The 22,212-nt window shown below is 71.8% G+C and carries 32 protein-coding genes; 20 read left to right on the top strand and 12 right to left on the bottom strand.

Features of this window, described 5'->3' with window-relative positions; genetic code table 11:
* Positions 1-23: 23 nt before the first annotated feature.
* The 9 genes from F6X51_RS22820 (at position 24) to F6X51_RS22780 (ending at position 6,163) form a co-directional block, all read left to right on the top strand.
* A complete protein-coding gene (locus F6X51_RS22820) occupies positions 24-254 on the top strand; it encodes a hypothetical protein (RefSeq protein ID WP_191970219.1) in 231 nt (76 codons plus the stop codon).
* A gap of 141 nt (positions 255-395) precedes the next feature.
* Positions 396-623, top strand: coding sequence for a light-harvesting antenna LH1, beta subunit (gene pufB, locus F6X51_RS22815; protein WP_150965975.1), 228 nt, complete (start codon positions 396-398; stop codon positions 621-623).
* Positions 624-635: 12 nt separating this feature from the next.
* On the top strand, positions 636-821 hold the full coding sequence (pufA, locus tag F6X51_RS22810) for a light-harvesting antenna LH1, alpha subunit (protein WP_150965974.1): 186 nt from the start codon (positions 636-638) through the stop codon (positions 819-821).
* 199 nt (positions 822-1,020) lie between these two features.
* Positions 1,021-1,845 carry a photosynthetic reaction center subunit L gene (gene pufL / locus F6X51_RS22805; protein ID WP_150965973.1) on the top strand — a complete coding sequence of 275 codons (825 nt, stop codon included), beginning with the start codon at positions 1,021-1,023 and terminating at the stop codon, positions 1,843-1,845.
* Between the two features lie 16 nt (positions 1,846-1,861).
* Positions 1,862-2,839, top strand: coding sequence for a photosynthetic reaction center subunit M (gene pufM / locus F6X51_RS22800; protein WP_150965972.1), 978 nt, complete (start codon positions 1,862-1,864; stop codon positions 2,837-2,839).
* On the top strand, positions 2,836-3,984 hold the full coding sequence (gene pufC / locus F6X51_RS22795; RefSeq protein WP_150965971.1) for a photosynthetic reaction center cytochrome PufC: 1,149 nt from the start codon (positions 2,836-2,838) through the stop codon (positions 3,982-3,984). The genes pufM and pufC overlap by 4 nt, the downstream gene beginning before the upstream one ends.
* Before the next feature lie 268 nt (positions 3,985-4,252).
* A complete protein-coding gene (gene ykgO, locus F6X51_RS22790; RefSeq protein WP_003601867.1) occupies positions 4,253-4,378 on the top strand; it encodes a type B 50S ribosomal protein L36 in 126 nt (41 codons plus the stop codon).
* Positions 4,379-4,496: 118 nt separating this feature from the next.
* Positions 4,497-5,150, top strand: a complete 654-nt coding sequence (locus F6X51_RS22785) for a tetratricopeptide repeat protein (RefSeq protein WP_246696963.1) — start codon at positions 4,497-4,499, stop codon at positions 5,148-5,150.
* Positions 5,150-6,163 (top strand): alpha/beta hydrolase, encoded by a 1,014-nt coding sequence (locus tag F6X51_RS22780; RefSeq protein ID WP_150965970.1) that lies wholly within the window; start codon positions 5,150-5,152, stop codon positions 6,161-6,163. The genes F6X51_RS22785 and F6X51_RS22780 overlap by 1 nt, the downstream gene beginning before the upstream one ends.
* A 36-nt stretch (positions 6,164-6,199) precedes the next feature.
* Here the strand turns inward: F6X51_RS22780 and pyk are convergent, their stop codons facing one another.
* The 3 genes from pyk to F6X51_RS22765 form a co-directional block, all read right to left on the bottom strand.
* Positions 6,200-7,636, bottom strand: coding sequence for a pyruvate kinase (pyk, locus tag F6X51_RS22775; RefSeq protein ID WP_150965969.1), 1,437 nt, complete (start codon positions 7,634-7,636; stop codon positions 6,200-6,202).
* A gap of 166 nt (positions 7,637-7,802) precedes the next feature.
* Positions 7,803-8,285, bottom strand: coding sequence for a DUF1036 domain-containing protein (locus F6X51_RS22770; protein ID WP_150965968.1), 483 nt, complete (start codon positions 8,283-8,285; stop codon positions 7,803-7,805).
* A complete protein-coding gene (locus F6X51_RS22765) occupies positions 8,251-9,570 on the bottom strand; it encodes a glycerate kinase type-2 family protein (protein WP_150965967.1) in 1,320 nt (439 codons plus the stop codon). Before F6X51_RS22765 ends, F6X51_RS22770 begins: the two co-directional genes overlap by 35 nt.
* Positions 9,571-9,730: 160 nt before the next feature.
* On the opposite strand from F6X51_RS22765, the gene F6X51_RS22760 reads away from it, so the two are divergent.
* The 3 genes from F6X51_RS22760 to F6X51_RS22750 all read left to right on the top strand — a co-directional run bounded on the left by F6X51_RS22760 (position 9,731) and on the right by F6X51_RS22750 (position 11,234).
* A complete protein-coding gene (locus F6X51_RS22760) occupies positions 9,731-10,483 on the top strand; it encodes an N-formylglutamate amidohydrolase (protein ID WP_150965966.1) in 753 nt (250 codons plus the stop codon).
* A gap of 82 nt (positions 10,484-10,565) precedes the next feature.
* Positions 10,566-10,874, top strand: coding sequence for a DUF1244 domain-containing protein (locus F6X51_RS22755; protein WP_150965965.1), 309 nt, complete (start codon positions 10,566-10,568; stop codon positions 10,872-10,874).
* 93 nt (positions 10,875-10,967) lie between these two features.
* Positions 10,968-11,234 (top strand): DUF2312 domain-containing protein, encoded by a 267-nt coding sequence (locus F6X51_RS22750; RefSeq protein WP_150965964.1) that lies wholly within the window; start codon positions 10,968-10,970, stop codon positions 11,232-11,234.
* A 16-nt stretch (positions 11,235-11,250) separates the two neighbouring features.
* Here the strand turns inward: F6X51_RS22750 and F6X51_RS22745 are convergent, their stop codons facing one another.
* Positions 11,251-11,742: a MarR family winged helix-turn-helix transcriptional regulator gene (locus F6X51_RS22745; protein WP_246696962.1), complete on the bottom strand. Its 492-nt coding sequence runs from the start codon at positions 11,740-11,742 to the stop codon at positions 11,251-11,253.
* A gap of 214 nt (positions 11,743-11,956) precedes the next feature.
* Between F6X51_RS22745 and F6X51_RS22740 the strand changes: the two genes are divergently transcribed.
* Positions 11,957-12,736, top strand: coding sequence for a DUF1499 domain-containing protein (locus F6X51_RS22740; RefSeq protein WP_150965963.1), 780 nt, complete (start codon positions 11,957-11,959; stop codon positions 12,734-12,736).
* 24 nt (positions 12,737-12,760) lie between these two features.
* On the opposite strand, the gene F6X51_RS22735 is transcribed toward F6X51_RS22740, so the two are convergent.
* The 3 genes from F6X51_RS22735 to F6X51_RS28130 all read right to left on the bottom strand — a co-directional run bounded on the left by F6X51_RS22735 (position 12,761) and on the right by F6X51_RS28130 (position 15,298).
* Positions 12,761-13,702: an MBL fold metallo-hydrolase gene (locus F6X51_RS22735; RefSeq protein ID WP_150965962.1), complete on the bottom strand. Its 942-nt coding sequence runs from the start codon at positions 13,700-13,702 to the stop codon at positions 12,761-12,763.
* Between the two features lie 120 nt (positions 13,703-13,822).
* A complete protein-coding gene (locus F6X51_RS22730) occupies positions 13,823-14,758 on the bottom strand; it encodes a DUF2865 domain-containing protein (RefSeq protein WP_246696961.1) in 936 nt (311 codons plus the stop codon).
* Between the two features lie 369 nt (positions 14,759-15,127).
* Positions 15,128-15,298, bottom strand: a complete 171-nt coding sequence (locus F6X51_RS28130) for a hypothetical protein (protein ID WP_191970218.1) — start codon at positions 15,296-15,298, stop codon at positions 15,128-15,130.
* A 280-nt stretch (positions 15,299-15,578) separates the two neighbouring features.
* Here F6X51_RS28130 and F6X51_RS22725 point away from each other — a divergent pair, with 280 nt between their 5' ends.
* Entirely contained in the window at positions 15,579-15,755 is a 177-nt protein-coding gene (locus F6X51_RS22725) for a DUF1328 domain-containing protein (protein WP_003599466.1), read from the top strand.
* A gap of 107 nt (positions 15,756-15,862) precedes the next feature.
* On the opposite strand, the gene F6X51_RS22720 is transcribed toward F6X51_RS22725, so the two are convergent.
* Positions 15,863-16,120: a NepR family anti-sigma factor gene (locus F6X51_RS22720; protein ID WP_150965961.1), complete on the bottom strand. Its 258-nt coding sequence runs from the start codon at positions 16,118-16,120 to the stop codon at positions 15,863-15,865.
* A 179-nt stretch (positions 16,121-16,299) separates the two neighbouring features.
* Here F6X51_RS22720 and F6X51_RS22715 point away from each other — a divergent pair, with 179 nt between their 5' ends.
* On the top strand, positions 16,300-17,103 hold the full coding sequence (locus F6X51_RS22715) for a response regulator (RefSeq protein ID WP_150965960.1): 804 nt from the start codon (positions 16,300-16,302) through the stop codon (positions 17,101-17,103).
* Between the two features lie 526 nt (positions 17,104-17,629).
* The gene (locus F6X51_RS22710) at positions 17,630-17,980 is read left to right on the top strand and encodes a hypothetical protein (protein ID WP_246696960.1); all 351 of its coding nucleotides are present in this window, start codon (positions 17,630-17,632) and stop codon (positions 17,978-17,980) included.
* Positions 17,981-18,152: 172 nt separating this feature from the next.
* Here the strand turns inward: F6X51_RS22710 and F6X51_RS22705 are convergent, their stop codons facing one another.
* Complete coding sequence (locus F6X51_RS22705; RefSeq protein WP_147027425.1) at positions 18,153-18,347, bottom strand: con-10 family general stress protein; 195 nt, start codon at positions 18,345-18,347, stop codon at positions 18,153-18,155.
* Between the two features lie 171 nt (positions 18,348-18,518).
* On the opposite strand from F6X51_RS22705, the gene F6X51_RS22700 reads away from it, so the two are divergent.
* The gene (locus F6X51_RS22700) at positions 18,519-18,734 is read left to right on the top strand and encodes a hypothetical protein (RefSeq protein WP_150965958.1); all 216 of its coding nucleotides are present in this window, start codon (positions 18,519-18,521) and stop codon (positions 18,732-18,734) included.
* 24 nt (positions 18,735-18,758) lie between these two features.
* Here the strand turns inward: F6X51_RS22700 and F6X51_RS22695 are convergent, their stop codons facing one another.
* The gene (locus F6X51_RS22695; protein ID WP_191970217.1) at positions 18,759-19,550 is read right to left on the bottom strand and encodes an SCO family protein; all 792 of its coding nucleotides are present in this window, start codon (positions 19,548-19,550) and stop codon (positions 18,759-18,761) included.
* A gap of 197 nt (positions 19,551-19,747) precedes the next feature.
* On the opposite strand from F6X51_RS22695, the gene F6X51_RS22690 reads away from it, so the two are divergent.
* Positions 19,748-20,191, top strand: a complete 444-nt coding sequence (locus tag F6X51_RS22690) for a Crp/Fnr family transcriptional regulator (RefSeq protein ID WP_150965957.1) — start codon at positions 19,748-19,750, stop codon at positions 20,189-20,191.
* An 11-nt stretch (positions 20,192-20,202) separates the two neighbouring features.
* Here the strand turns inward: F6X51_RS22690 and F6X51_RS22685 are convergent, their stop codons facing one another.
* Both F6X51_RS22685 and F6X51_RS22680 read right to left on the bottom strand, forming a co-directional pair.
* On the bottom strand, positions 20,203-20,508 hold the full coding sequence (locus F6X51_RS22685; RefSeq protein ID WP_150965956.1) for a hypothetical protein: 306 nt from the start codon (positions 20,506-20,508) through the stop codon (positions 20,203-20,205).
* Between the two features lie 117 nt (positions 20,509-20,625).
* Positions 20,626-21,069 carry a VOC family protein gene (locus F6X51_RS22680; RefSeq protein ID WP_150965955.1) on the bottom strand — a complete coding sequence of 148 codons (444 nt, stop codon included), beginning with the start codon at positions 21,067-21,069 and terminating at the stop codon, positions 20,626-20,628.
* A 217-nt stretch (positions 21,070-21,286) separates the two neighbouring features.
* On the opposite strand from F6X51_RS22680, the gene F6X51_RS22675 reads away from it, so the two are divergent.
* Together F6X51_RS22675 and F6X51_RS22670 are read left to right on the top strand one after the other, a co-directional pair.
* A complete protein-coding gene (locus F6X51_RS22675; RefSeq protein ID WP_150965954.1) occupies positions 21,287-21,940 on the top strand; it encodes a L,D-transpeptidase in 654 nt (217 codons plus the stop codon).
* Positions 21,941-22,058: 118 nt separating this feature from the next.
* Positions 22,059-22,211, top strand: coding sequence for a DUF3096 domain-containing protein (locus F6X51_RS22670; RefSeq protein WP_150965953.1), 153 nt, complete (start codon positions 22,059-22,061; stop codon positions 22,209-22,211).
* Position 22,212: the final 1 nt, after the last annotated feature.

Raw genomic sequence — 22,212 nt, 5'->3', positions numbered from 1 at the left:
GCCGCCAGCAGGAGAGCAGCACCATGCGTGGGATGAATGCGACGTCGCGCCTCCACCAGGAAGAGACGCAGTTCCGGATCATTCTGGCCGCGACCTACCCGTTCTTCCTCGTGGCGGCGGTGGCGCAGCGCGTGCTGCCGGACCGGTCGCCGCGCCCCGCCGCCGCGCGACAGGGCCTGAGCGCCCGCCGCTCGGTCTTCGGCGAGGCCAAGGCCATGGCGGTCTCGGCCATTCCCTTCGCCTTCATGGGCTGACGCCCGGGGCAGCCGAAACGCTTCCGTCGGGTGACCGCGCGCCGGTGACCAGACGGAAGTGCTGCCGAGGCGAGCGTGCCGCCCGGCATCACCCGTCGCGCCCCTCGGGGGCGCGGCCAGCCAAAGCGGAGGTATCGATCGATGGCCGGTGGAATAGAACGACCCAGCAGCCTGTCCGGGCTGACGGAACCCGAAGCCAAGGAGTTCCACGCGATCTTCTTGACGAGCTTCATCATCTTCACGGCGATCGCCGTGGTCGCCCACATCCTGGTCTGGATGTGGCGCCCGTGGCTGCCGGGCCCGAAGGGCTACGCCGCCCTCGACGGCATCACGAGCGCCGCCCACGGCCTCGTGACGATGATCTCCTGAGGAGGCGCACCCATGCACAAGGTTTGGCTTCTCTTCGATCCGCGCCGCACCCTCGTGGCGCTGTTCACCTTCCTGTTCGTCCTGGCCCTGCTGATCCACTTCATCCTGCTCAGCACGGACCGGTTCAACTGGCTCGAGGGACCGAAGGCACCCAAGACCGCGATCTCGCTGCAGATCGAGACGCCGCTCCCGGCGTGACCGAGCCACCGGTCCCCGCCGGTGCGCGCGCCGCCGGGGACCGGCCCCTTCCCAAGACCTGCGGCGGACGGAGGAGCGGGTGACCGCCCCCGCCCGCGGCGCCCCGCGAGGCGTCGCGCCCGGTGGGCTCGCGCGCGCGCTCCGAACGGCGAAGCGTCCTCGCTTCGCCTGAACCGCTCCCGCCCGGAGGGTATCCGCGATGGCGATGCTCAGCTTCGAGAAGAAATACCGCGTCCGCGGCGGCACGCTCGTCGGCGGAGACCTGTTCGATTTCTGGGTGGGACCGTTCTACGTCGGGTTCTTCGGCGTCACGACGCTGTTCTTCTCGGTGCTCGGCACGGCCCTGATCCTGTACGGGGCCGCGATCGGCCCGACCTGGAACGTCTGGCAGATCAACATCGCGCCACCCGACATCAAGTACGGCCTCGCCCTCGCGCCCCTGAAGGAGGGCGGCCTGTGGCAGCTCATCACCTTCTGCGCGATCGGGGCGTTCTGCTCCTGGGCGCTGCGCGAGGTCGAGATCTGCCGCAAGCTCGGCATCGGCTACCACGTGCCCTTCGCCTTCTCGGTGGCGATCTTCGCCTACGTCACGCTGGTGGTGATCCGCCCCTTCCTGATGGGCGCCTGGGGGCACGGCTTCCCGTACGGGATCCTGAGCCATCTCGATTGGGTCTCGAACACCGGCTACCAGTACCTGCACTTCCACTACAATCCGGCGCACATGCTGGCGGTGTCGTTCTTCTTCACGACGACCCTCGCGCTCTCGCTCCACGGCTCGCTGATCCTGTCCTCCACCAATCCGCCCAAGGGCGAGGTGGTGAAGACGCCCGAGCACGAGGACACGTTCTTCCGCGACTCGATCGGCTACTCGATCGGGACGCTCGGCATCCACCGCCTCGGCCTGTTCCTGGCCCTCTCGGCGGGGTTCTGGAGCGCCGTCTGCATCGTCATCAGCGGTCCGTTCTGGACGCAGGGCTGGCCGGAATGGTGGGGCTGGTGGCTCAACCTGCCGGTCTGGCGCTGAAGGGGGAGGTCGGGCAATGGCCTATTACCAGAATATCTTCACGCAGGTGCAGGTCCGGCCGGTCGAGCCCGAGAAGGGCGTGCCCGTCGCGGTGGACGCCCGCTGGGGCAAGCCCTTCCACAGCTACCTGATGGGGCTGATCGGCAACGCGCAGGTCGGGCCGATCTATATCGGCTACCTCGGCGCACTGTCCTTCACCTGCGGGCTGATCGCCTTCGAGATCATCGGGCTCAACATGCTGGCCTCGGTGAACTGGGATCCGGTCCAGTTCGTGCGCCAGCTCCCCTGGCTCGCCCTGGAGCCGCCGCGCCCGCAATACGGCCTGCGCATCCTGCCCCCGCTCAACGAGGGCGGCTGGTGGCTCATCGCCGGCTTCTTCCTCACCACCTCGATCCTGCTCTGGTGGCTGCGGCTCTACCGGCGGGCCCGGGCCCTCGGCCTCGGCACCCACGTGCCCTGGGCCTTCGCCAGCGCCATCTGGCTCTACCTCGTCCTCGGCTTCATCCGGCCGATCATGATGGGTTCGTGGAGCGAGGCGGTGCCCTTCGGGATCTTCCCGCACCTGGACTGGACCGCGGCCTTCTCGCTGCGCTACGGCAACCTCTTCTACAACCCCTTCCACATGCTCTCGATCGTCTTCCTGTACGGGTCGACGCTGCTCTTCGCCATGCACGGGGCGACCATCCTGGCCACGAGCCGCTACGGCTCGGAGCGTGAGATCGACCAGATCGTCAACCGCGGCACCGCCACCGAGCGCGCCGCCCTGTTCTGGCGCTGGACCATGGGCTTCAACGCCACCATGGAATCGGTCCACCGCTGGGCCTGGTGGTTCGCGGTCCTGACCACGCTGACCGGCGGCATCGGCATCCTGCTCACCGGCACCGTCGTGGACAACTGGTACCTCTGGGCGGTCAAGCACGGCGTCGCCCCATCCTACCCGCACGTCTACGGTCCGATCGTCGATCCCCTCAGCGCGCCCGGAGGGACGCCATGAAGACTGTCCTCGGAATTGCGGGCGCCGTCGCCGCGCTCTTCCTCACCATCGCGATGTTCGGGACGGCGGGCTGGACCCGCCCCCCGCTCGCCGTCAGCCAGAACGGCTACCGCGGCACCGGCATGGATCAGGTCGAGTCCCGGGCGGACGCGATCGCGGTCAAGGCCGAGAACGTGGCGCCCGCTCCCGCGGACCCGGCCGAGCCCGGGGGTGACCTCGCCGGCAAGACCTACGAGAACGTCAAGGTCCTGCAGAACCTGACCACGAACGAGTTCAACCGCCTGATGGTCTCGATGACGGAATGGGTCAGCCCGGAGCAGGGCTGCACCTATTGCCACAACACCGAGAACATGGCCGACGACAGCCTGTACCAGAAGCGCGTCGCCCGGCGCATGCTGCAGATGACCCAGCACATCAACACCGAGTGGAAGCAGAAGCACGTCCAGGGCGCCGGCGTGACCTGCTACACCTGCCACCGCGGCCAGCCGGTGCCGGCCAACATCTGGTTCACGGATCCGGGCCCGAACGCGACCTCGGGCTTCATCCCGCGCAACAACGGCCAGAACCTCGCCAAGGCCTCGGTCGGCCTCGCCTCGCTGCCCTACGACACCCTGACGGAGTTCCTCGGCCAGAAGGAGATCGACAACAACCTCATCCGGGTGAACGCCACGACGGCGCTGCCGGAGGGCAAGGGCAAGCCGATCCAGGCGGCCGAGAAGACCTACGGCCTGATGATGCACATGTCGCAGGGCCTCGGGGTGAACTGCACCTACTGCCACAACACCCGGGCGATCTCGAACTGGTCCGAGAGCACGCCCCAGCGCGTCTCGGCCTGGCACGGGATCCGGATGGTCCGCGACCTCAACGGCAACTACCTGGAGCCGCTGCTCTCGACCTTCCCGCGCAACCGCCTCGGCGTGCTCGGCGACGTGCCGAAGGTGAACTGCACCACCTGCCACAACGGCGTGAACAAGCCCCTGAACGGCGCCCACGTGATCGACGCCTATCCGGAGCTGGCGCGGCCGGTGGTGGCGGAGGCCCCCGCGGGCGCGGCAGCGCCGCCCGCGCTTCCCGCGCCGGCGGCGCCCGCCCCCGCACCCGCGAGCCCCGCGCCCGCGATGCCCTCGGACGCGCCCAAACCCTGACCCGCGACGCCGTCGGGACCACCGAGCAGAAACGCCCGCCGGATCCCGATCCGGCGGGCGTTGCCGCGTCCGGGACACACCGGGAGGCCGACGGGCGGGCCGGGGATCGGCGGGGGGCGCCCCGTCTTGCCTTGGCGGGGCGAATCCTGATAAGGGACCCGCCTTTCCGCGATGTGTCTGCTGCCATCGCCGGGGATGCCGTGAGGTGCCCCCGTCCCCGAGACTCTTTGCATGGGCGGCCGGCCTCCACCGCGCCGAGTTAAGACCGATGAAGATTCGCAACTCGCTGAAGTCGCTCCGCGGCCGGCACCGTGACAACCAGCTCGTGCGCCGCAAGGGCCGGGTCTACGTCATCAACAAGACCCAGAAGCGCTTCAAGGCCCGCCAGGGCTGAGACCGCGCCCCGCGTCCGCCGCGACGCGGACGCGAGCCGCTTGGGGACGCGAGACACGTGGAGACGCGCGGCAAGCGAGCGCGTTGACGCGCTCGTGCAGGGGGCACAAGCTCCCCGGATGCTGCGCCTCGTCCCGCTCTCCCTCGCGGCGGCCCTCCTCGCCGCCCCGATCCCCGCCCAGGCCGCCCCGCCCGGCACCGTCCTGCGCGACGGCCAGGGCCACGAGGGCACCACCGGCCAGAGATCCGGCGAGCCGAGATCCGGCGAGGCCAAGCCCGCCAAGCCGCAGCCCCCCGCGAGCCTCGACGAACTCTACGACCGGCTGAAGAGCGCCGAGGACCCGGTCGAGGCCAAGGGCGTCTCCAAGCTCATCGAGCGCCGCCTCGACCGGTCCGGCAGCGCCACGGCGGACCTGCTGACCGAGCGGGCGCGCCAGGCCATGTCGACCCAGGACCTGCCCCTCGCCGCCGAACTGATGGACCGCGTCACCGCCCTCGAGCCCGGCTGGGCCGAGGGATGGAACCGCCGGGCCACGATCTTCTGGATGCTCTCCGACAAGTACGCGGCCATCACCGACCTGCAGCGGACCCTGGTGCTGGAGCCGCGCCACTTCGAGGCCTGGGCGGCCCTCGGCCGGATCTACCAGTCGGTCGAGGACAAGCGGCGCGCCCTCGAATGCTTCCGGCGGGCCTCGGCCCTCTATCCGCGGATGGAGAAGCTGCAGGACGCCATCGACCGTCTCGCCCCCGAGGTCGACGGCCGCGACCTCTGATGGTCGCCCTGAACGCGCTCGCGGCATCCATCGGGATCCTGGCTGCGCTGGTCGGCGCGGTCCTCGGCGCCGGCGCGCTCGCGACGCTGGTCATCACGCTCCGGGTCGGCGCGCAGCATCCCCCGGCCGGGCCCTTCGTGGCCGTCGCCGGAGGGCGTCTCGCGACGATCGAGGCCGGCCCCCGCGAGGGCGCACGCGCGACCGTGGTGCTGCTGCACGGCGCCTCCGCCAACGCCTCGGACCCGATGGAGGGCGTCGGCCGGACCCTCGCGGCGCAGGGGTTCCGGGTCATCGCCTTCGACCGCCCCGGCTTCGGCTGGAGCGACCGGCTCTCGGGCGCGCAGGCCGCCATCCCGGCGGTCCAGGGGAACGCCGTCGCGCAGGCCCTGGATCACCTCGGGATCGGCCCGGCGATCGTGCTCGGGCATTCCTGGGCCGGGTCCCTCGCCCTCAGCCTCGCCCTCGACCACCCGGAGCGCGTCGCCGGCCTCGTGCTGGTGGCGCCGGTGGCGCGGCCGTTCCCGCCCCGGGGCCCGGTCCCGTGGTACGTCCGGCTGGCGTTGCAGCCGCCAATCGCCTGGGTGCTCAGCCGGACACTCGCCGCACCGGTGGGGCTGCGCTACCTCGCGGGGGCCGCCCGCACGGTCTTCGCCCCGCAGGCCGTGAGCCCCGATTACCTCGCGCGCAGCCGCGCCACCCTGGTGCTCCGCCCCGACACCATGCTGGCGAACGTGCAGGATCTCGTCGGGCTCGGACCCGCCCTCGACGCGCAGGGCCCGCGCTACCCGACGATTCGGATCCCCACCGTGATCGTGGCGGGAGGCGCGGATGCGGTGGTGCGCACGGACCAGCAGGCCGCGCCGCTCGCCGCGGCGATTCCGGGGGCGCGCCTCGTGGTGCTGCCCGGCATCGGCCACATGGTGCAGTACGTGGCGGCCGAGGCCCTCGCGGCGGAGGTGGCACGCCTGGCGGATCGCCTCCCGGGGCGGGTCGCGGAGCCGGCGCTCCCCTGAGGCGCGTCCTCCGGGCGAAGCCGGAGGCGCGGCGCCTCAGGCCTTGGCGGCATGCTCGCGGGTGATGAAGGCGATGCGCACGAGGTTCGTGGCCCCCGGCGTCCCGAAGGGCACGCCCGCGACCACGATCACCCGGTCGCCGATCTCGGCGAAGCGCTCGCGCACCGCGAATTTCGCGGCCCGGAAGGCCATGTCGTCGACGTCGCTCGCATCGTTGGTGACGATGGGGTGCGTGCCCCAGGCCATGGCGAGGCGGCGCGCGGTCTCGCGCTTCGGCGTCAGGGCGATGACGCTGGCGTTCGGGCGCGAGCGCGCGAGGCGCAGGGCCGTCGAGCCCGAATGCGTCCAGGCCATGATGGCGTTCAGCCCCAGCGCGTCGACCATCTGGTGGGCCGCCGCCGCGATGGCGTCCGCCGCCGTCGCCTCGGGGTCGGAGCGCTGGGCGGTCAGGATCGTCCAGTAGAGCGCGTCCTTCTCCACCTGCTCGGCGATGCGGCTCATGGTGGAGATCGCCTCGACCGGGAAGGCGCCGGACGCGCTCTCGGCCGAGAGCATTACGGCGTCGGCCCCCTCGTAGACGGCGGTCGCCACGTCCGAGACCTCGGCGCGGGTGGGGACCGGGGCGGTGATCATCGATTCGAGCATCTGCGTGGCGACGACCACGGGCTTGCCCAGGCGGCGGGCGGCGCGGGTGATGCGCTTCTGGACGCCGGGCACCTGCTCGAGGGGCATCTCGACGCCGAGATCGCCGCGGGCGACCATGAGGCCGTCGGAGACCTCCATGATCTCGTCGAGGCGGGTCAGCGCCTGCGGCTTCTCGATCTTGGCCATCACCAGGGCGCGGCCGGCGCAGACCTTCTTGACCTCGGCGACGTCCTCGGGACGCTGCACGAAGGAGACCGCGATCCAGTCGGCGCCGGCGTTGAGGCCGGCCTCGAGGTCCGAGCGGTCCTTGTCGGTCATCGCCGGCATCGGGATGACGGTGTGGGGCAGGGAGACGCCCTTGCGGTTCGAGATGCGGCCGCCGACCTCGACGCGGGTCACGGCGCGGCCCCCGCCCACCTCCGTCACGGTGAGGCGCAGCTTGCCGTCGTCGATGATGACGGAATGGCCGGGCTCCAGCGCCGAGAGGATCTCGGGATGGGGCAGGAAGACCCGGTTCACGTCGCCGGGGGCTTGGTCGCTGTCGAGGGTGAAGCTCGCGCCGTTCTCCAGCATGGCGCTGCCCTCCGCGAAGGCGCCGACGCGCAGCTTCGGGCCCTGCAGGTCCACCAGGATCGCGATCGGCCGCCTGGCCTCGCGCTCGATGGCGCGGATCACCTCGATCTTCTCGGGCAGCCGCTCGCGCGGCAGGTGGCTCATGTTGAGGCGGAAGACGTCGGCGCCCGCGTGGAACAGCCTCGAGATCATCTCCGGGGTGTCGGAGGCCGGCCCCAGGGTTGCGACGATCTTCGTGCGGCGTGAGCGTTTCAATCCGGCCTCCATCAAGGCTGCGCGTAGCCCGCCGAATTCATCATTGTCCGGCTTGAGGGCGCGGCGGCCACAAGCACCGGTCCAACGGCCACGTCAAGCGCGCAGCGCGCCGCCCCGGGGTTTCGTGGGGGTGGGCTGCAGCGGGCGCACGGCGGCCGGCCGCCGCTCAGGGCTGCGGCGTGCCGGGCTGGCTCGGGTCCGTGAGCTGGATCGTCCAGCTCTTCTGCTCGCCGGTATCGACCTCGAAGAAGCCGTTGCGGTCGTAGCCGCGGGCGAGGCAATCCTCGACCCCGCGGATCGTGAACTCGGAATCCTTGGTGCACATCAGCGAGCGCCCGCTCCACTCGCCGCCGCGCGTGTAGTCCACCGCGAACACGTAGTAGAACCGGGCCGCGAGCGCCCCCTTGAGCAGGGTCTCGCAGGCCTTCGGGGTCAGGTCCCACCAGCCTTCCGTGACCCAGCCCTGCGGGTCGCGGTAGCCGAGGGCGATGCCGACCTTGCTGGCCGTGAGGTTGCACATGCGCAGGTCCGCCCGCGCCGGCCCGGGCGCGAGCCCGAGGCCGAGCAGCAGCGCGGCCGCGAGGGGCGTCCGGAGAGGGGCGAGGGACAAGCGTCTATCCGACGAGGATGATGCGGCAATCGTTGACATTGGTGCGGGTGGGGCCGGGCCGGACGAGATCGCCGATGCGCTCGAAGAAGGCGGTCGAGTCGTTGTCGGCGAGCATCGCGGCCGGATCGAGGCCGGCGGCGCGGGCGCGGGCCAGCGTCGTCGGGTCGACGAGGCCGCCGGCCGGGTCGGTGGCCTCGCCGCGTCCGCCGTCGGTCCCATCCGTATCGGCCGCGATGCCGGCGATCCCGGCCTCGCCATCGAGGGCGATCGCCAGCGCCAGCGCGTATTCCTGGTTCGGGCCGCCATGGCCCTCGCCCCGGATGGTGACGGTGAGCTCGCCCCCCGAGATCAGCGCCGCCTTGCGGCCCGCGGCCTTGATCTCGCGGGCGAGGCGCGCGTGCTCGGCCGCGACCTCCCGGGCCTCGCCCTCGAGGTCGGAGCCGAGCATCACGACCTCGTAGCCGGCGGCGCGGGCGGGCGCCGCGGCGGCCTCGAGGGCGTCGATCGGCCGGGCGATGATGCGGTACTCCGCCCGCGCGAAGGCCGGGTCGCCCGCCTTCGGGGTCTCGTTGGCGGGATTGTTGAGGAGGACCCGGGCGGCATCGGGAAGCGGGATGGCGCGCCGCTCGCAGATGGCCCGGGCCTCGGCCAGCGTGGACGGGTCCGGCACGGTCGGGCCGGAGGCGATGACGGCCGGGTCGTCGAAGGGCACGTCGGAGATCGCCAGGGTCAGGATCGAGCGGGCGTTCCGGGCCGCCATCGCGAGGCGCCCGCCCTTGATGCGCGAGAGGTGCTTGCGCACGGTGTTGATCTCGCCGATCGGCGCGCCCGAGCGCAGCAGCGCCTTGGTGATCGCCTGCTTCTCGGGCAGCGTCAGGTCGCCCGCGGGGGCGATCCAGTTCGCCGAGCCGCCGCCGGAGAGGAGCACCAGCACCTCGTCCTCGGGCCCGGCCTGTCCGGCGATGCGCAGGGTCTCCTTGGTGGCCTCGATGCCGGCGGCGTCGGGGACCGGGTGGCCGGCCTCGACCATGCGGATGCCGGGGGCCTCCTGCCCGTAGCCGTGGCGAGCGACCGCGAGGCCGACGATGCGGTCCTCCCCGAGCCCGTGCTCCTCGCGGTAGAAGCGGCTCGCCACCGCCGCCATGCTGCCGCCGGCCTTGCCGGCGCCGAGGATGATGAGGCGCCCCGGGGTCGGCGGCGGCAGATGGGGCGGCAGGCACTTCACCGGGTGGGCTGCCGCGATGGCCTCGTCGAGGAAGCCGGTGAGCAGCGTCCGCAGGGTGTCGGCCTGCGCGTCCTGAACGGCGGGAGGTTTCACGGTCATGCGGGCGTCCTGTCCTGTCTGTCGTGCGTCCTCGCCTTCGCGCCCGCGTTCGGCGAGGGGAGGGCGACGGGCCGGATTGTTGCCGTGAGCGCACGATCCTTGATACGTGCTCTGCCCGAGCCTCGACCTATCGGCAAGCTTGAAACGTTTCGGATCCCCCATGGCCGCCGCGCACCCGCCCCATCCCGTCGAGACGGTCTCCGGTGATCCCGCCTGCGGGCTCCTGATCCTGTGCGACCATGCCTCGAACTTCGTGCCCGAGGATATCCCTCTCGGGGTGGCGGAGGCGGAGTTCGCCCGCCACATCGCCTACGACATCGGCGCGGCCGGGGTGACGCGCCGGCTCGCGGCGGCGCTCGGCGCCCCCGCGATCCTGACCCGGTTCTCCCGCCTGATCATCGATCCGAACCGCGGACGGGAGGACCCGACCCTGGTGATGCGCCTCTCGGACGGGGCGGTGGTGCCCGGCAACGCCCGCATCGACGAGGCCGGCAAGGCCGCGCGCATCGCCCGCTTCTACGACCCGTTCGACCGGGCGATCGAGGCCGGGATCGCGGCCGGCGCGGCGGCCGGGGCGACCCCCGCCATCGTGACGATCCACAGCTTCACGCCCTATTGGCGCGGCGTCGCCCGGCCCTGGCAGGTCGGCATCCTGTACGACCGGGACGACCGCCTCAGCGCCCCCCTGATCGCGGGCCTTCGCGCCGACCCGGCCGGCCTCACGGTCGGCGACAACGAGCCCTACGGCGGCGGCCTGCCCGGCGACACCATCGACCGCCACGCCATGGCGCGGGGCCTGCCCAACGCCCTGGTGGAGATCCGCCAGGACCTCATCGCCGGCGAGACCGGCCAGGCCGAGTGGGCGGAGCGGTTCGCGCGGCTGCTGCGGCTCCATCTCGCGCGCGCCGCTTGACGCGGACCCCGCCAGTCCTGACCTCAGGCCGAGCCGGACGCTTCGCCCGAGACGTGTCCGCCCCAGGAGCCAGGAGCAAGCCATGCGTGAGATCGACGCCCAGACCCAGACCGAGCTCGAGGCCGCCGTCTTCCGGCGCCTCGTCTCGCACCTGCGCAACCGCACCGACGTGCAGAACATCGATCTGATGAATCTCGCGGGCTTCTGCCGCAACTGCTTGTCGAACTGGCTCAAGGACGCCGCCGACGCGCGCGGCCTGCCGCTGAGCAAGGACGAGAGCCGCGAGCAGGTCTACGGCATGCCCTATTCCGACTGGAAGGCGCAGCACCAGGCGGAGGCCAGCCCCGAGCAGCAGGCCGCCTTCGCCAAGGCCCAGGCCGAGCCCCATTGAGGCGCGGCGGCGGGATAATCTCCCGGTAAGGTTGCTGGATTACGAACCCGCTCAGGGCGCATCCCGCGATGCGCGTGCAACGAGGGAATCATCATGGCAGCCTCCGCCGCCCCCGCCGTCGACCCGTCCTCCGTCGCGGCCGACCAGCTCAAGAGCTTCATCGAGCGCATCGAGCGCCTCGAGGAGGAGAAGGCGGGCCTCGCCGGGGACATCAAGGATGTCTACGCCGAGGCCAAGGGCAACGGCTTCGACACCAAGGCCCTGCGCAGGATCGTGTCGCTCCGCAAGAAGGACCATGCCGAGCGCCAGGAGGAGGAGGCGATCCTCGAGCTCTACATGCAGGCCCTCGGGATGGCATAGGCCTCGGCCCGGCCCCTCAGTCCCGTCCAGCCTCGGCATCCGCGCGCGCGAGGGCCCGCCACTTCAGCACCAGCCCCTCGAAGGCCGCGATGTCGTCCGGGCCGAGGCGCCCGAGGGTGCGGGCGACGTAGGCCTCCTGCGCGATAATCCCGCGCGAGGCGAGATCGGTGCCGGCCGGGGTCAGGTGCAGCGCGTGCGAGCGCCGGTCGCCCGGAATCGCGCGCCGCTCGACCAGACCGGCCTCGACCAGCCGGTCGATCAGGCCCGAGACGTTGCCCTTGGTGACGTAGAGGCGCGCGGCCAGCTCCTGCTGTGTCAGGCCCTCCCGCTCGGTCAGGGTCGAGAGCACGTCGAATTGCGGGATCGAGAGGCCGATCTCGCGCAGCTCCGCGCCCACGGCGGCGGAGACCCGCCGGTTCAGGCGGATGAACCGGAACCAGACCCGGAGCGGGTCGACGGGCTCCGGAACCGGGCTCGGCTCTGGGGGCATGGCTTGCGGACGCGACATCGTGGAGCGAGCCTATAGCAGACCTGCGGCCCCAGGGCAGCGGCCGCGCACGATGCAACTGTGGGTCGCGCCGCCTCGGCCTCCGGGGCGGCCGAGAGCGCGTTTGGCCGACGGTACGGTCGGGCAAGGCGGCTGGCCTCGGGCGGCACGGGGCTGTAAAGCTTGGCCCGCGACCGACCCGCCTCGACCGCAGCCCGGACAAGTCAATCGTTTCATGCGTCGCCTGCTCATCGAGGAACCCGTCACGCGCGCCGGCGCGCTCTCGCGCCGCTTCGCCCTGTTCTCCCTCCTGGTCACCGGCATCGCCCTGCTGCTCGTGCGCGATCCCCGGGCCGAGGCCGGGCCGGCGCTCGCGACCCTCGGGGCCGGGCTGCTGGTCGCGGTCCTGGCGGTCGCGACCGCGGCCTTCGCCTTCGTGCGGGTCTGGCGCGAGGGCGCGCGCGGACTCGGGGCCGCGCTCGGCGGCCTCTTCCTGGCCGCCCTCGTCCTCGCCTACCCGGCCTATGCGGGCCTGCGCGGCCTGCGGCTCCCGGCGCTCACCGACGTCACCACCGATATCGAGAACCCGCCGGCCTTCTCGCGCTCGCGCGTCGCCTTCGCGGCCCGCAACGGACGCTACCCCGCCGATCCCGAGACGCCGGCCCGCGAGCGGCAGCGCGCCGCCTACCCGCAGATCGCGCCCCTGACCCTCGACATCGATGCGGACCAGGCCTTCGAGCTCGCCCGCAAGGCCGCGGTGAATCGGCGCTGGCAGATCGTCGAGGCGATCCGCCCCGGCGGGCGCGTCGGCAACGGCCGGATCGAGGCCGTCGCCCGCAGCTTCGTGCTGAACCTGCCCGACGACGTGACGGTGCGGGTGCGCCCGCGGGCCGACGGCGCCCGCATCGACGTGCGCTCGGCCTCCCGCCTCGGCCCGCGCGACTTCGGCACCAACGCGGACCGGATCCGCGCCTATCTCGACGAGGTCGCCAACCTGGCGATCGCGGTGAAGTAGGGGCTGCGCGCGCCCAGCGCGCGCTCAGGCCGGGTCGGCGCCGGGCCGGTAGAGGCCGTCGAGCCGGGCCGGGCCGTCCGTCAGGACGAGCCCGCGCTCCACCAGATCCTCGAGATGGGCGAAGACCGAAAGGGCGGCGGCCCCGATCAGGGCCGGGTTCAGGCCCTGGTAGATCGCCTCGACGATGGCGCGGATGCCCGCGTCGCCCGCCCCGATCCGGGCGCGGATCGCGCTCTCGCGCTGCCGGCGATGGGCCGCGAGGCCGCGCACGAAGCGCCGGGGGTCCCGCACCGGACCGCCGTGGCCCGGCCAGTAGATCCGCTCGCCGCGCTCCCGGAGCTTGTCGAGGGAGGCCATGTAGGCGCGCATCGAACCGTCCGGCGGCGCCACGATGCTGGTGGACCACGCCATGACGTGGTCGCCCGAGAACAGGGCCTCCTCCTCCGGCAGCGCGAAGGCGAGGTGGTTCATGGTGTGGCCCGGGGTCTCGACCGCCACCAGGGTCCAGCCCGGCCCGGCGACCGTGTCTCCCTCGCGGAGCAGGCGGTCCGGGCCGTGGAGGCGATCGGCGCTGGCATCGAGGATCGGCAGCTCCCCCTCGGCGAGGGAGCGGGCGGCCTTGTGCGGGCCGCAGCCGACGATCGGCGCACCCGTGCGGGCCGCCAGCAGGCGCGCCCCGGGGGAATGGTCGCGGTGGGTATGGGTGACGACGATGGCCCCGATCGTCTCGCCCGAGAGGTCCGCGAGGAGCGCCTCGACATGGGCGGCATCCTCCGGACCGGGATCGATCACGGCGACGCGGCCGTGCCCGACCACGTAGCTGCAGGTGCCGCTCGCGGTGAACGGACCGGCATTCGGGGCGATCCGGCGGCGGATCAGGGGCGTCAGGATCTCCATCACGCCGGAGGCGGGCATCGCCGCGTCGAAGCTCGGCTCGGCCGCGGGCTCGCCATTCGGATCACTCATGCAGACCACCCCCATGCCGTGTCCGGGCGCTGCCCGGAACGCGCCGCGGCGCCCGGGCCGCGCCGCGGGCCGACCTACGCCATCGCGGGGCGGGCGACAACGCCGGCGCGCCGCGCCGGGTCAGGGGCCGAAGGGGGAGGGTGCCACGATGCGTACCGGTGCGAAGCCCCCCGAGGCGGCGCGCTCCGCCCCCTCGAAGCCCGGGCCCGCCGCCGCCACCCGGATGATGCCCGCCCGGTCGGCCGCGCGCATCGCCCGGCGGAAGGCGCGGGCCTCGGCCTCGCGCCGCAGGGCGCCGACCTTGTCCTCGATGGCGCGGCTCTGCGCGCGCGGCAGATCGCGCGCCTTGCGGAAATCCACCATCGCGACGGCGCCGGGGCGGATCCGCGTCACGACGCTGGCGCTCTCCTCGGTCGCCACCACGTCACCCTTGCGCAGGGTGAGATCCCGCACGAGCGCGAGGGGCGGGCTCCCGTCGGCGGATTGGCAGGAGCACTCGGGGACGCGCTTCTGCCGGTAGACGTTGGCGAAGGCGAAGGCGCGGTAGGGCTGGCCCTTGAGGCTCACGGCCCGGTCGAGGTCGATCTCGCCGGCCGGCAGGGTGTAGAGGCTCGTCGCCGCGTTCGGACAGGCGGCCGCGCAGGCAGCCTCGTGCACCGGAAGGTCGCGGCGCGCGGCGAGGTTGCCGAGGGGGAACAGGAAGCCGTCGCAGCTGCGCACGCAGATCGTCCGCGTGCCCAGGGCGACGCCCGAGGCATCCGCATTGCTGCGGATGGCGGCGCGCCGCCGCGTCGGGCGCGGGGCCGGACGGTCGGAGAAGAGCCGCCGGGGCGTCTGCGCGACGTGGCGCGTCGCGTGGATGCGGCGCGCATCCGGGAGGTTGGCGTAGCGAAGAGGCTGGCGCGGGGGGGCCGCGACCGGCTCGGCTCGCGGCCCGCGGAAGATCTGCTCGAGGAAGCCGAACAGGCCGTCGCGCTCGGAGGCGTGCACCAGGCTCGTGCCGACCGTCACGCCGCCGATCCCCAGGATCAGGCCGGCGAGCGCCGTTCCGATCATCTGTCGCCGGGTCCCGCCCGACGCCATGAACCGGCGCCACTGCACGCTGATCGCCATCCTGCCCCCCGACCGCGGGCCCGCCTCGGACCGGAAGCCCGAAGATGCGGGACCACGGCTCCCCATTTGTCCGACGACGATTGCCGCGCGGCCGACCTAACCAAGGTCAGCACGGCCGGACAATTGCGGAAGACAACCGATGGCGCCGAAAGTCAGGGAGAGCGCCGGAATGCAGCGAGAGACTTGGCCGGCAGGTCCGGTATGCCCGCAATGTGAAGAGTACGTACCCACGAAAAAGCCGCCCAGAGGGGCGGCTGCTCGTTCCCGGACCGGACGGTGCGCCGGTCCTGTCCGCGCGAGAGATCCTCGCCCTCAGCGGCGCCCATGCTGGGGATGGCTCCGGACGCGCACCGGTACCGGCTGAAGCCGGGGCGCCGGGAGCGCACCTTCGAGAAGACGGTCGACGCCCTTCATGGCTGCCTCGGCAGCGGCAACGGCGGCTTCGGTGAAGCGCTTGGCGATCGCGGCGACGGTGTCTCTCATTGCAGAACTCGCGTTCAGGTAATGGCAACGAACGCGGCGACGGACCTGACTGTTCCGGGTACCGCGCGTGCTGAGCCTCATGTGGGATGCGATCCCCGCAAACATCAAGTCCGGGGTCGATGCGCCGCAGCGCCGCCGGCGGTCACGGCCTCGACGCGGCCGGACGACGCGCTCACGAACACATGTCAAGACTCCCCAGGAACCGAACCGAAACCTTGACGTTATTGCCATCAGAAGGTGACGGCTAAGCCCGCACCACTGTTTTGGAAGGATCACGCAAATGCTCGGTTGGGCCGTAACGTTTCTCGTGGTGGCCCTCGTGGCTGCTCTGCTCGGCTTCGGCGGCATTGCCGGCACGGCGATGGAAGCTGCCAAGCTCGTGTTCTTCGTCGCCATCGTGCTGTTCGCGATCTCGGCCGTCATCGGCCTGATGCGCGGCCGCTCGCCCACCCTCTGACGAGCGGGTCCTCCAGACCCGCCTCGCGCAAGAAGGCCGCCTTGCCCGGACGGCATGGCGGCCTTCTTCGATTCCGGGCGCTGGAGCAGCAGGCGCGCTCCCGAGGCTCAGATCTTGTCGCCCTCGCCCGCGTCGAGCTTCAGGATCAGATCGCGGAAGCGGTCGGGCACGGGTTGCTGCACCACCGAATCGTACATCGCGCGCAGGTGAGCGCCGAGGCGCCTCTGGGTCAGCTCGCTCAGGCCCTGCCCGGGATCGGCGAGGGCGGCGGGACGCGCACCGCTCCCGGCGCCGGGGGCCTGGCGTCGTGGCGGTCGCGCTCGCCCCCCGTGGCGGAGGTCGCCGGCCTTACCGTCTTCCGTCATGGACAGGTCCCCTTGATGCCGGCAGCCGGCACCGCCGCGATTGTTTTGCGGCTTGACATACGTCATGGCTGCAGCAGCAACGCCGTGCCACACAAACGGTTCCGCCGCTCCGGAACGGAGTCGGGCGGACCGCGTTGGGGCGGAAGCTACCAGAAGAACGGCTAGGCCCAGGGGATCTAATGTCGACATCTCAACTCGTCGTGCAGCACCTGCCGTATCTGCGCCGCTACGCGCGCGCGCTGACCGGCAGCCAGGTGGCCGGCGATGCCTACGTGGCCGCAACGCTCGAGACGCTCGTGAACGAGCCCGAGACGCTCGGGCGCAGCGCGAACGTGAAGGCCGATCTTTTCCGCGTGTTCACCAGCATCTGGAACTCGCTCTCGGTGAACGGGCAGAGCGAGCAGGTGCAGCACGACCTCCCGGCCGAAGTCCGCCTCGGGCAGATCACGCCCCTGCCGCGCCAGGCCTTCCTGCTCTCCTGCCTCGAGGGCTTCTCCGAGGAGGATGCGGCGATCATCCTCGACGTCGACGTCTCGGAGGTCCGCGACCTCGTGGACGAGGCCGGCCGCGAGCTCGCCGCCGACATGGCCACCGACATCCTCATCATCGAGGACGAGCCGCTGATCGCCATGGACCTCGAGGCTCTGGTCGAAGGCCTCGGCCACAACGTGATCGGGGTCGCACGCACCCGCACCGAGGCGATCAAGATCGCGTCCGAGGGCAAGCGCCCCGGCCTGATCCTCGCCGACATCCAGCTCGCCGACGGCTCCTCGGGCCTCGATGCGGTGAACGACCTGCTGAAGACCTTCGAGGTACCGGTGATCTTCATCACCGCCTATCCCGAGCGCTTCCTCACCGGGGAGCGTCCGGAGCCGGCCTTCCTCATCGCCAAGCCCTTCCAGCCGGCGAACGTCTCGGCGGTGATCAGCCAGGCCCTGTTCTTCCAGCAGAGCGCCCGCCGCCGCGAGGCCAAGACGGCCTAGATCGACGGCCTGGATCGACGGCCTGGATCGACGGCCCGGATCGCGATCGTCCGGGCCTGGAGCCGCGGCCGCCTCCCGGCCCTCGGTCCACTCGATGCAACGAGCCCCCAGCCCCCGGCGCTTGCGCCGGGGGCTTTTTCGCGCGTCCGGGCAGGACATGGGCACGAGAAACGGCACGAACACGAAAAAACGGGCCGGATAAGATCCGACCCGTTCGAAGGTTCCGGCCAATGCACAAGGGGAATGCGGGGAGGACCAGGTGGCCGGGTGTCATGCTAACGAGCGGCACCGGGCGCAGTTCCGCTTCTCGACGCTTTTTCACCCGTTGCGGTTTTTTCGTCACAGGCAGGGCTGTGGAGGGCGGTGGAAAGCGCGCCACGATGGTGCGCAATGCACGGTCGAATACAGTTTCTAAAGGAAGCGTGACAGTCGAGGAACCGAAATCGCACCGCGCACGTTGTCGAAACATCCTGTCAAGCTCCCATGGGAGATCACAACGATGCTTCGGTCTGGCTTGATTCTCGGCATGAGTGGACCGGCTGCCATCCTGACGATCCTCATCCAACCCGTGGTGCGGCAGACCGCCGACGAGTGGACCGCGCCCCTGGCGATCTCGGTGCCGGCCGCGGCCTCCGCGATCGCGCCGGCCCCGCTGCCGGGCATGCGCCCGGTCTCCCTGGCGCTGAGCCCCACCCGCGTCGCCGCGGTGTCCCGCCCGGCCGAGCGCCCCGCCGCCGTGGCGAACCAGCCGACCTCCGACATGAACGAGAAGTCGCCGCTGAAGCCCCGCCGCATGCGCGAGGGCTGCGAAGGCGCCCTCAGCTCGCTCGTCGGGCCGGAAGCCCGCCGCATGGTTCCGGGTCGCTGCATCTCCTGAGACGCCGCTGACGGCTCCCGCCTTCGCGGGAGTTGCGGTCCAGCCGATCCGGCAACGACGAAGCCCTCCCGCGCGCCGCGGGAGGGCTTCGTCGTTCGGAATCAGCGTTCCGTCCGCCGATCGGTCGGGGCGGTGGCGCAACCCCGGAGCCGGGGCACGCCACCATCCTGTCTTATTCCGCGCCGCCGCGTCCGGTGCCGGTGGACTGACCACCCTTGCGGCCCGCCGACGAGGCGAGTTCGCGATCCTGCGAGAACGAGCGCTTCTCGGCCGGGACGCTGCGTCCCCCCTTGCTCGCGATCTCCCGCTGGCGTTCGAGATCCATCGACGCGAAACCTCTCTTCGAGGTTGAGTTCCCAGATGCCATCAGCGCCTCCTCAGGCTTTGTCTCACACCCGGAACAACCTTCACCAATAACCGAAGGTTCCTCTGCTCAGCCTGCGTCACGGAAAAGGGCAACCACGCAGGCGACGACGCGTTGTGCGGGCAGTCGGCGATCCGGATCGTGCGTTCGCGGACCGATGCGAGGGAGCAGACCATGACGAATCGCGAGATGGCCAAGGGCGCGGTGGGACCGGAGGCCGCGGCGGCGCCGCAGCCGAACACCCGGAAACTGCCGCCGATGCCGGCTCCCGAGGACAGCGCCACCCCGACGACGGACGAGGAGCCGATCGATTCGCCGCAGCCGAATGCGAGTATCGAGCGGGATCCGCCGGCGCCCGGGCATTCCGGGCTCTCGACCGATCGCGCGTAGGGCCCGGCCGGAGCGGCCGGGCCCTCAGGCCCGGCGCGTGCGGCGGCTCAGCAGCAGGATCCCGAGGGCGAGGGCGATCACGGTGGCGGCCGCCGCGACGCCGAGGATGCGGTGGATCAGCGGCGTGTAAATGCCGCGGGCGGCATCGAAGCCGTAGCAGAGCAGGGCGAGGCGGTCGCCGAGATGGCCGGCGCGGCCCTCGCCGGCCTCCACGAGGGCGAGGCGCAGGTCGCGACCGTTCAGTGCCAGCGGCGAGAGGATGCGGGCCACGCGGCCCTCCGGGGTCAGGAGAAGCGCCGCGGCCGGATGCGCGATGCTGTCCGTCCCGGGATCCGGGACGAAGCCGTAGCCGAGGGCGCCGGTGAGCCGCCGCACGGCAGCCTCGTCGCCGACGAGCGCCCGCGTCCTCGCGGCAATGGCCGGCAGGCCGAGTTCCTGGTCGAGCATGCGCCGGGCGGCGGCCGTGTCGTCGCGGGGATCGAGGCCGACGAGGACGAGGCTGTAGTCGCGGCCGGCCTCGAGCCCCGTGGCGGCGAGGGCGTTCCCCGACATCGACAGCATCGGGTCGCAGACATTGCCGCAGGTGTAGTCGACCGGCAGCAGCAGGGTCGGCCGGCCGCCGATCGCCTCGGACAGGCGCAAGGGGCGGCCCTCGGCGGCGTCGGTGAAGGCGAGGTCGAGGGGCGCCTGGGCGTCGGGCTCCGGTGCCACGACGACCCGCGCGAGTTCCGCCTGGGTCAACCGGGCCGCGGCCGGGGCCGGCCACAGGCAGGCGAGCACAAGGGCAGTGCGGGCGAGGGCACGCGCGTCGGGCATCGCCGGCCGCCTCCGTCCCGACCGCAGGGACCGAGCCGGTCCGCGTGGAGGCTTGCCCGATCGTGGCCCGAAGCGCAGCCCGTCACGGCGACGCGGGGCCGCGAGGCTGGACAAGGCGTGCGAGACCCGCATGGTGCAGGCTCCCACCGTCACCGGCCGGCCTCGCGCCCCGGCGCGACCCGTTTCGGAGCCCAGCCATGACCCTCGATACCGAGGTCTCGTCCCTCAGACAGGTCCCGCTCTTCCGGGAGGTCGAGCCCTCGCGGCTCAAGCTCCTCGCCTTCACGAGCGAGCGCGTCCACTTCGAGCCCGGGCAGCGCTTCTTCTCCCGCGGCGACGTGGCGGACGCCGCCTACCTGATCCTCGAAGGGAGCGCGGCGGTCTCGATCGAGGGGCCGCAGGGCCCGTTCCGGCTCGCCCTGCTCGGCGCCAACGCGCTCGTCGGCGAGATGGGCATCCTGGCCGACCAGCCGCGCTCCGCCACGGTGACGGCGGAGTCGGCCACGACCGCCCTGCGCATCGACCGCGGCGTCTTCCTCGAACTGCTCGCGCAATTCCCGCAGATCGGCATCGCGGTAATGCGCGAGCTCGCGGTCCGCCTGGAGCAGACCAACCAGGCCCTGGCGCAAAGCCGGGTCTGAGGGCCCGCGCCTCAGCGGTACTTCCAGCCCCAGGGCCCGTAGATCGGGTATCCGCGCCGGTAGGCCTCGTACTCCGCCCCGCGATCGTTCGGGCGGTAGCCGTTGCGGTAGGCGTAGGGGCTCGGCTCGACATAGCCGGGGTTCTGCAGTTCCTGGCGCAGGGCGCCGTCGCCCTCGCCGGAGGAGCCGCCGTTGCGGGCCTGCGCGGCTCCCGCCGTGAGCGCGAGGGCGAGCGCCGCGGCCAGGATCGGAGCGGCCAGGATCGGAGCGGCTAGGATCAGTGCGGCCGGATTCGCCGCCAGGGCATCGATGCGCATCGTGGTCTCCCGGAACATCCTCACGGCGGGTAACGGCGCCGCGGGCCGCCCGGTTGCGGGACGGCGGCGGGGTCGCGCGCCGTGGCGTGCGACACGGCACGGCGGGGCAGGGTCCGGTCAGGCGGGCGGGTAGGTGATGAATTCTATCAGCGAGCCGTCGGGATCGCGGAAATAGACGCTCACGCCCTCGCCGGCGGCGCCGTGGCGCTGCACCGGGCCGCGCTCCACCGGCACCCCGTGCAGGGCGAGGTGGGTCATCGCGGTCTCGATCGTGCCCGACCAGCGGAAGCAGAGGTCGCTCCCGCCCGGCATCACGGGCTTGTCCGCCACCGGCTCCCCGATCTGGCCGGGCCCGTGCACGTTCAGCTGGACGCCGCCGAACCGGTAGACGAAGCCCCGGCCGCGCGGGATCGCCTCCGCCCCGAGGACATCGCGGTAGAAGGCGGTGGAGCGGTCCCAGTCCGAGACGTGGATGACGCAATGGTCGAGGTGAATCGCGGGGCGGAGTTCCGCCCCCGGCCCCTCTCGCGCGTCGCTCGGCAAGGTCTGCGTGTCGGCCATGGTCGCCCCCGTCTCCGGCTCGTCACCAGGGCAGATAGGGCGCCGGGGACCCCGAACGAGGCTTCGCGGACGCTCCGCCACGGCCGGCCTCAAATTCTATCAAATGTGTGAAGCCCGCAGAGGGAGGCGGGCGCTTACCGCCTCCATGCGGCGCAAAAGTCACACAGAAATGGTCGGCGAGAGGGTAGTCAGGACCCCAATCGAGACGAACCAGCCGATGGTGAGGACCATGAATACCCGCCGGATCCTGATCGCCGCGATGCTGATCGCGCCGCTCGCCGCCTGCAACCAGCGGGGCCCGATCAACGTGGCCGCCGACGACGAATCGGCCTGGTACATCGGCACGATGCCCGACAGGCCCTACGACGTGCCCCTCGTCGACAAGTCGCGCCTCGATCCGAAATACCGCCGTCAGGTCGCGCGCTATACCGGCCCCGAGAAGCCGGGGACGATCGTGGTGGACATCGACCAGCGTCAGCTCGCGCTGGTGCAGGAGGACGGCACCGCGGTCCAGTACGGCGTCGGCGTCGGCAAGCTCGGCTTCTCCTGGAAGGGCGAGGCCCGGATCGGGCGCAAGGGCGTCTGGCCCGACTGGCATCCCACCACCACGATGGTGTCGCTCAACCCGGACCTGCCGCGCACCCGCAAGGGCGGCCTCGACAACCCGCTCGGCGCCCGCGCCCTCTACCTGTACCAGGGCAACCGGGACATCCTGTTCCGCATCCACGGCACCAACGAGCCCTGGAGCATCGGGGAGCAGATGTCGTCGGGCTGCATCCGCATGCTCAACGAGGACATCGTCGATCTCTACGAGCGCGTGCCCGTCGGCGCGACGGTCCTGGTCAGGCGCAACGGCCGGTATCGGGCCTGATCGAAGCTTCGGGCCCGATCGCGTTCTTGTCCCCATCGACGACGGCGCCCGATCCGGAGCCGGCCCCGCGCCGGCTCCCGTCCCGGCATCGCCGGAATACCGGAACCGGACCCGCCTCATGACGATCACCCTCGCCAAGCTCCAGCCGATCCTCGCCATCGCGGCCGGGGTCCTGATCCTGCTCCGGCCCCAGCTTCTGCACTACATCGTCGCCGTCTACCTGATCCTCGTGGGATTGATCGGCCTCGGCGTGTTCCGCGCCCTGTCCTGAC

Source organism: Methylobacterium planeticum (assembly GCF_008806345.1).
In the GTDB taxonomy this organism is placed as follows: domain Bacteria; phylum Pseudomonadota; class Alphaproteobacteria; order Rhizobiales; family Beijerinckiaceae; genus Methylobacterium; species Methylobacterium planeticum.
This window is presented reverse-complemented; position numbering and strand designations above follow the sequence as displayed.

Excerpts from the sequence above, each read along its gene's own strand:
- F6X51_RS22820 (WP_191970219.1), top strand. The coding sequence starts at position 24 with ATGCGTGGGATGAATGCGACGTCGCGCCTCCACCAGGAAGAGACGCAG.
- pufB (WP_150965975.1), top strand. The coding sequence starts at position 396 with ATGGCCGGTGGAATAGAACGACCCAGCAGCCTGTCCGGGCTGACGGAA.
- pufA (WP_150965974.1), top strand. The coding sequence starts at position 636 with ATGCACAAGGTTTGGCTTCTCTTCGATCCGCGCCGCACCCTCGTGGCG.
- pufL (WP_150965973.1), top strand. The coding sequence starts at position 1,021 with ATGGCGATGCTCAGCTTCGAGAAGAAATACCGCGTCCGCGGCGGCACG.
- pufM (WP_150965972.1), top strand. The coding sequence starts at position 1,862 with ATGGCCTATTACCAGAATATCTTCACGCAGGTGCAGGTCCGGCCGGTC.
- pufC (WP_150965971.1), top strand. The coding sequence starts at position 2,836 with ATGAAGACTGTCCTCGGAATTGCGGGCGCCGTCGCCGCGCTCTTCCTC.
- ykgO (WP_003601867.1), top strand. The coding sequence starts at position 4,253 with ATGAAGATTCGCAACTCGCTGAAGTCGCTCCGCGGCCGGCACCGTGAC.
- F6X51_RS22785 (WP_246696963.1), top strand. The coding sequence starts at position 4,497 with ATGCTGCGCCTCGTCCCGCTCTCCCTCGCGGCGGCCCTCCTCGCCGCC.
- F6X51_RS22780 (WP_150965970.1), top strand. The coding sequence starts at position 5,150 with ATGGTCGCCCTGAACGCGCTCGCGGCATCCATCGGGATCCTGGCTGCG.
- F6X51_RS22770 (WP_150965968.1), bottom strand. The coding sequence starts at position 8,285 with ATGTCAACGATTGCCGCATCATCCTCGTCGGATAGACGCTTGTCCCTC.
- F6X51_RS22765 (WP_150965967.1), bottom strand. The coding sequence starts at position 9,570 with ATGACCGTGAAACCTCCCGCCGTTCAGGACGCGCAGGCCGACACCCTG.
- F6X51_RS22760 (WP_150965966.1), top strand. The coding sequence starts at position 9,731 with ATGGCCGCCGCGCACCCGCCCCATCCCGTCGAGACGGTCTCCGGTGAT.
- F6X51_RS22755 (WP_150965965.1), top strand. The coding sequence starts at position 10,566 with ATGCGTGAGATCGACGCCCAGACCCAGACCGAGCTCGAGGCCGCCGTC.
- F6X51_RS22750 (WP_150965964.1), top strand. The coding sequence starts at position 10,968 with ATGGCAGCCTCCGCCGCCCCCGCCGTCGACCCGTCCTCCGTCGCGGCC.
- F6X51_RS22745 (WP_246696962.1), bottom strand. The coding sequence starts at position 11,742 with ATGTCGCGTCCGCAAGCCATGCCCCCAGAGCCGAGCCCGGTTCCGGAG.
- F6X51_RS22740 (WP_150965963.1), top strand. The coding sequence starts at position 11,957 with ATGCGTCGCCTGCTCATCGAGGAACCCGTCACGCGCGCCGGCGCGCTC.
- F6X51_RS22735 (WP_150965962.1), bottom strand. The coding sequence starts at position 13,702 with ATGAGTGATCCGAATGGCGAGCCCGCGGCCGAGCCGAGCTTCGACGCG.
- F6X51_RS22730 (WP_246696961.1), bottom strand. The coding sequence starts at position 14,758 with ATGATCGGAACGGCGCTCGCCGGCCTGATCCTGGGGATCGGCGGCGTG.
- F6X51_RS28130 (WP_191970218.1), bottom strand. The coding sequence starts at position 15,298 with ATGAGAGACACCGTCGCCGCGATCGCCAAGCGCTTCACCGAAGCCGCC.
- F6X51_RS22725 (WP_003599466.1), top strand. The coding sequence starts at position 15,579 with ATGCTCGGTTGGGCCGTAACGTTTCTCGTGGTGGCCCTCGTGGCTGCT.
- F6X51_RS22720 (WP_150965961.1), bottom strand. The coding sequence starts at position 16,120 with ATGACGGAAGACGGTAAGGCCGGCGACCTCCGCCACGGGGGGCGAGCG.
- F6X51_RS22715 (WP_150965960.1), top strand. The coding sequence starts at position 16,300 with ATGTCGACATCTCAACTCGTCGTGCAGCACCTGCCGTATCTGCGCCGC.
- F6X51_RS22710 (WP_246696960.1), top strand. The coding sequence starts at position 17,630 with ATGAGTGGACCGGCTGCCATCCTGACGATCCTCATCCAACCCGTGGTG.
- F6X51_RS22705 (WP_147027425.1), bottom strand. The coding sequence starts at position 18,347 with ATGGCATCTGGGAACTCAACCTCGAAGAGAGGTTTCGCGTCGATGGAT.
- F6X51_RS22700 (WP_150965958.1), top strand. The coding sequence starts at position 18,519 with ATGACGAATCGCGAGATGGCCAAGGGCGCGGTGGGACCGGAGGCCGCG.
- F6X51_RS22695 (WP_191970217.1), bottom strand. The coding sequence starts at position 19,550 with ATGCCCGACGCGCGTGCCCTCGCCCGCACTGCCCTTGTGCTCGCCTGC.
- F6X51_RS22690 (WP_150965957.1), top strand. The coding sequence starts at position 19,748 with ATGACCCTCGATACCGAGGTCTCGTCCCTCAGACAGGTCCCGCTCTTC.
- F6X51_RS22685 (WP_150965956.1), bottom strand. The coding sequence starts at position 20,508 with ATGCGCATCGATGCCCTGGCGGCGAATCCGGCCGCACTGATCCTAGCC.
- F6X51_RS22680 (WP_150965955.1), bottom strand. The coding sequence starts at position 21,069 with ATGGCCGACACGCAGACCTTGCCGAGCGACGCGCGAGAGGGGCCGGGG.
- F6X51_RS22675 (WP_150965954.1), top strand. The coding sequence starts at position 21,287 with ATGGTGAGGACCATGAATACCCGCCGGATCCTGATCGCCGCGATGCTG.
- F6X51_RS22670 (WP_150965953.1), top strand. The coding sequence starts at position 22,059 with ATGACGATCACCCTCGCCAAGCTCCAGCCGATCCTCGCCATCGCGGCC.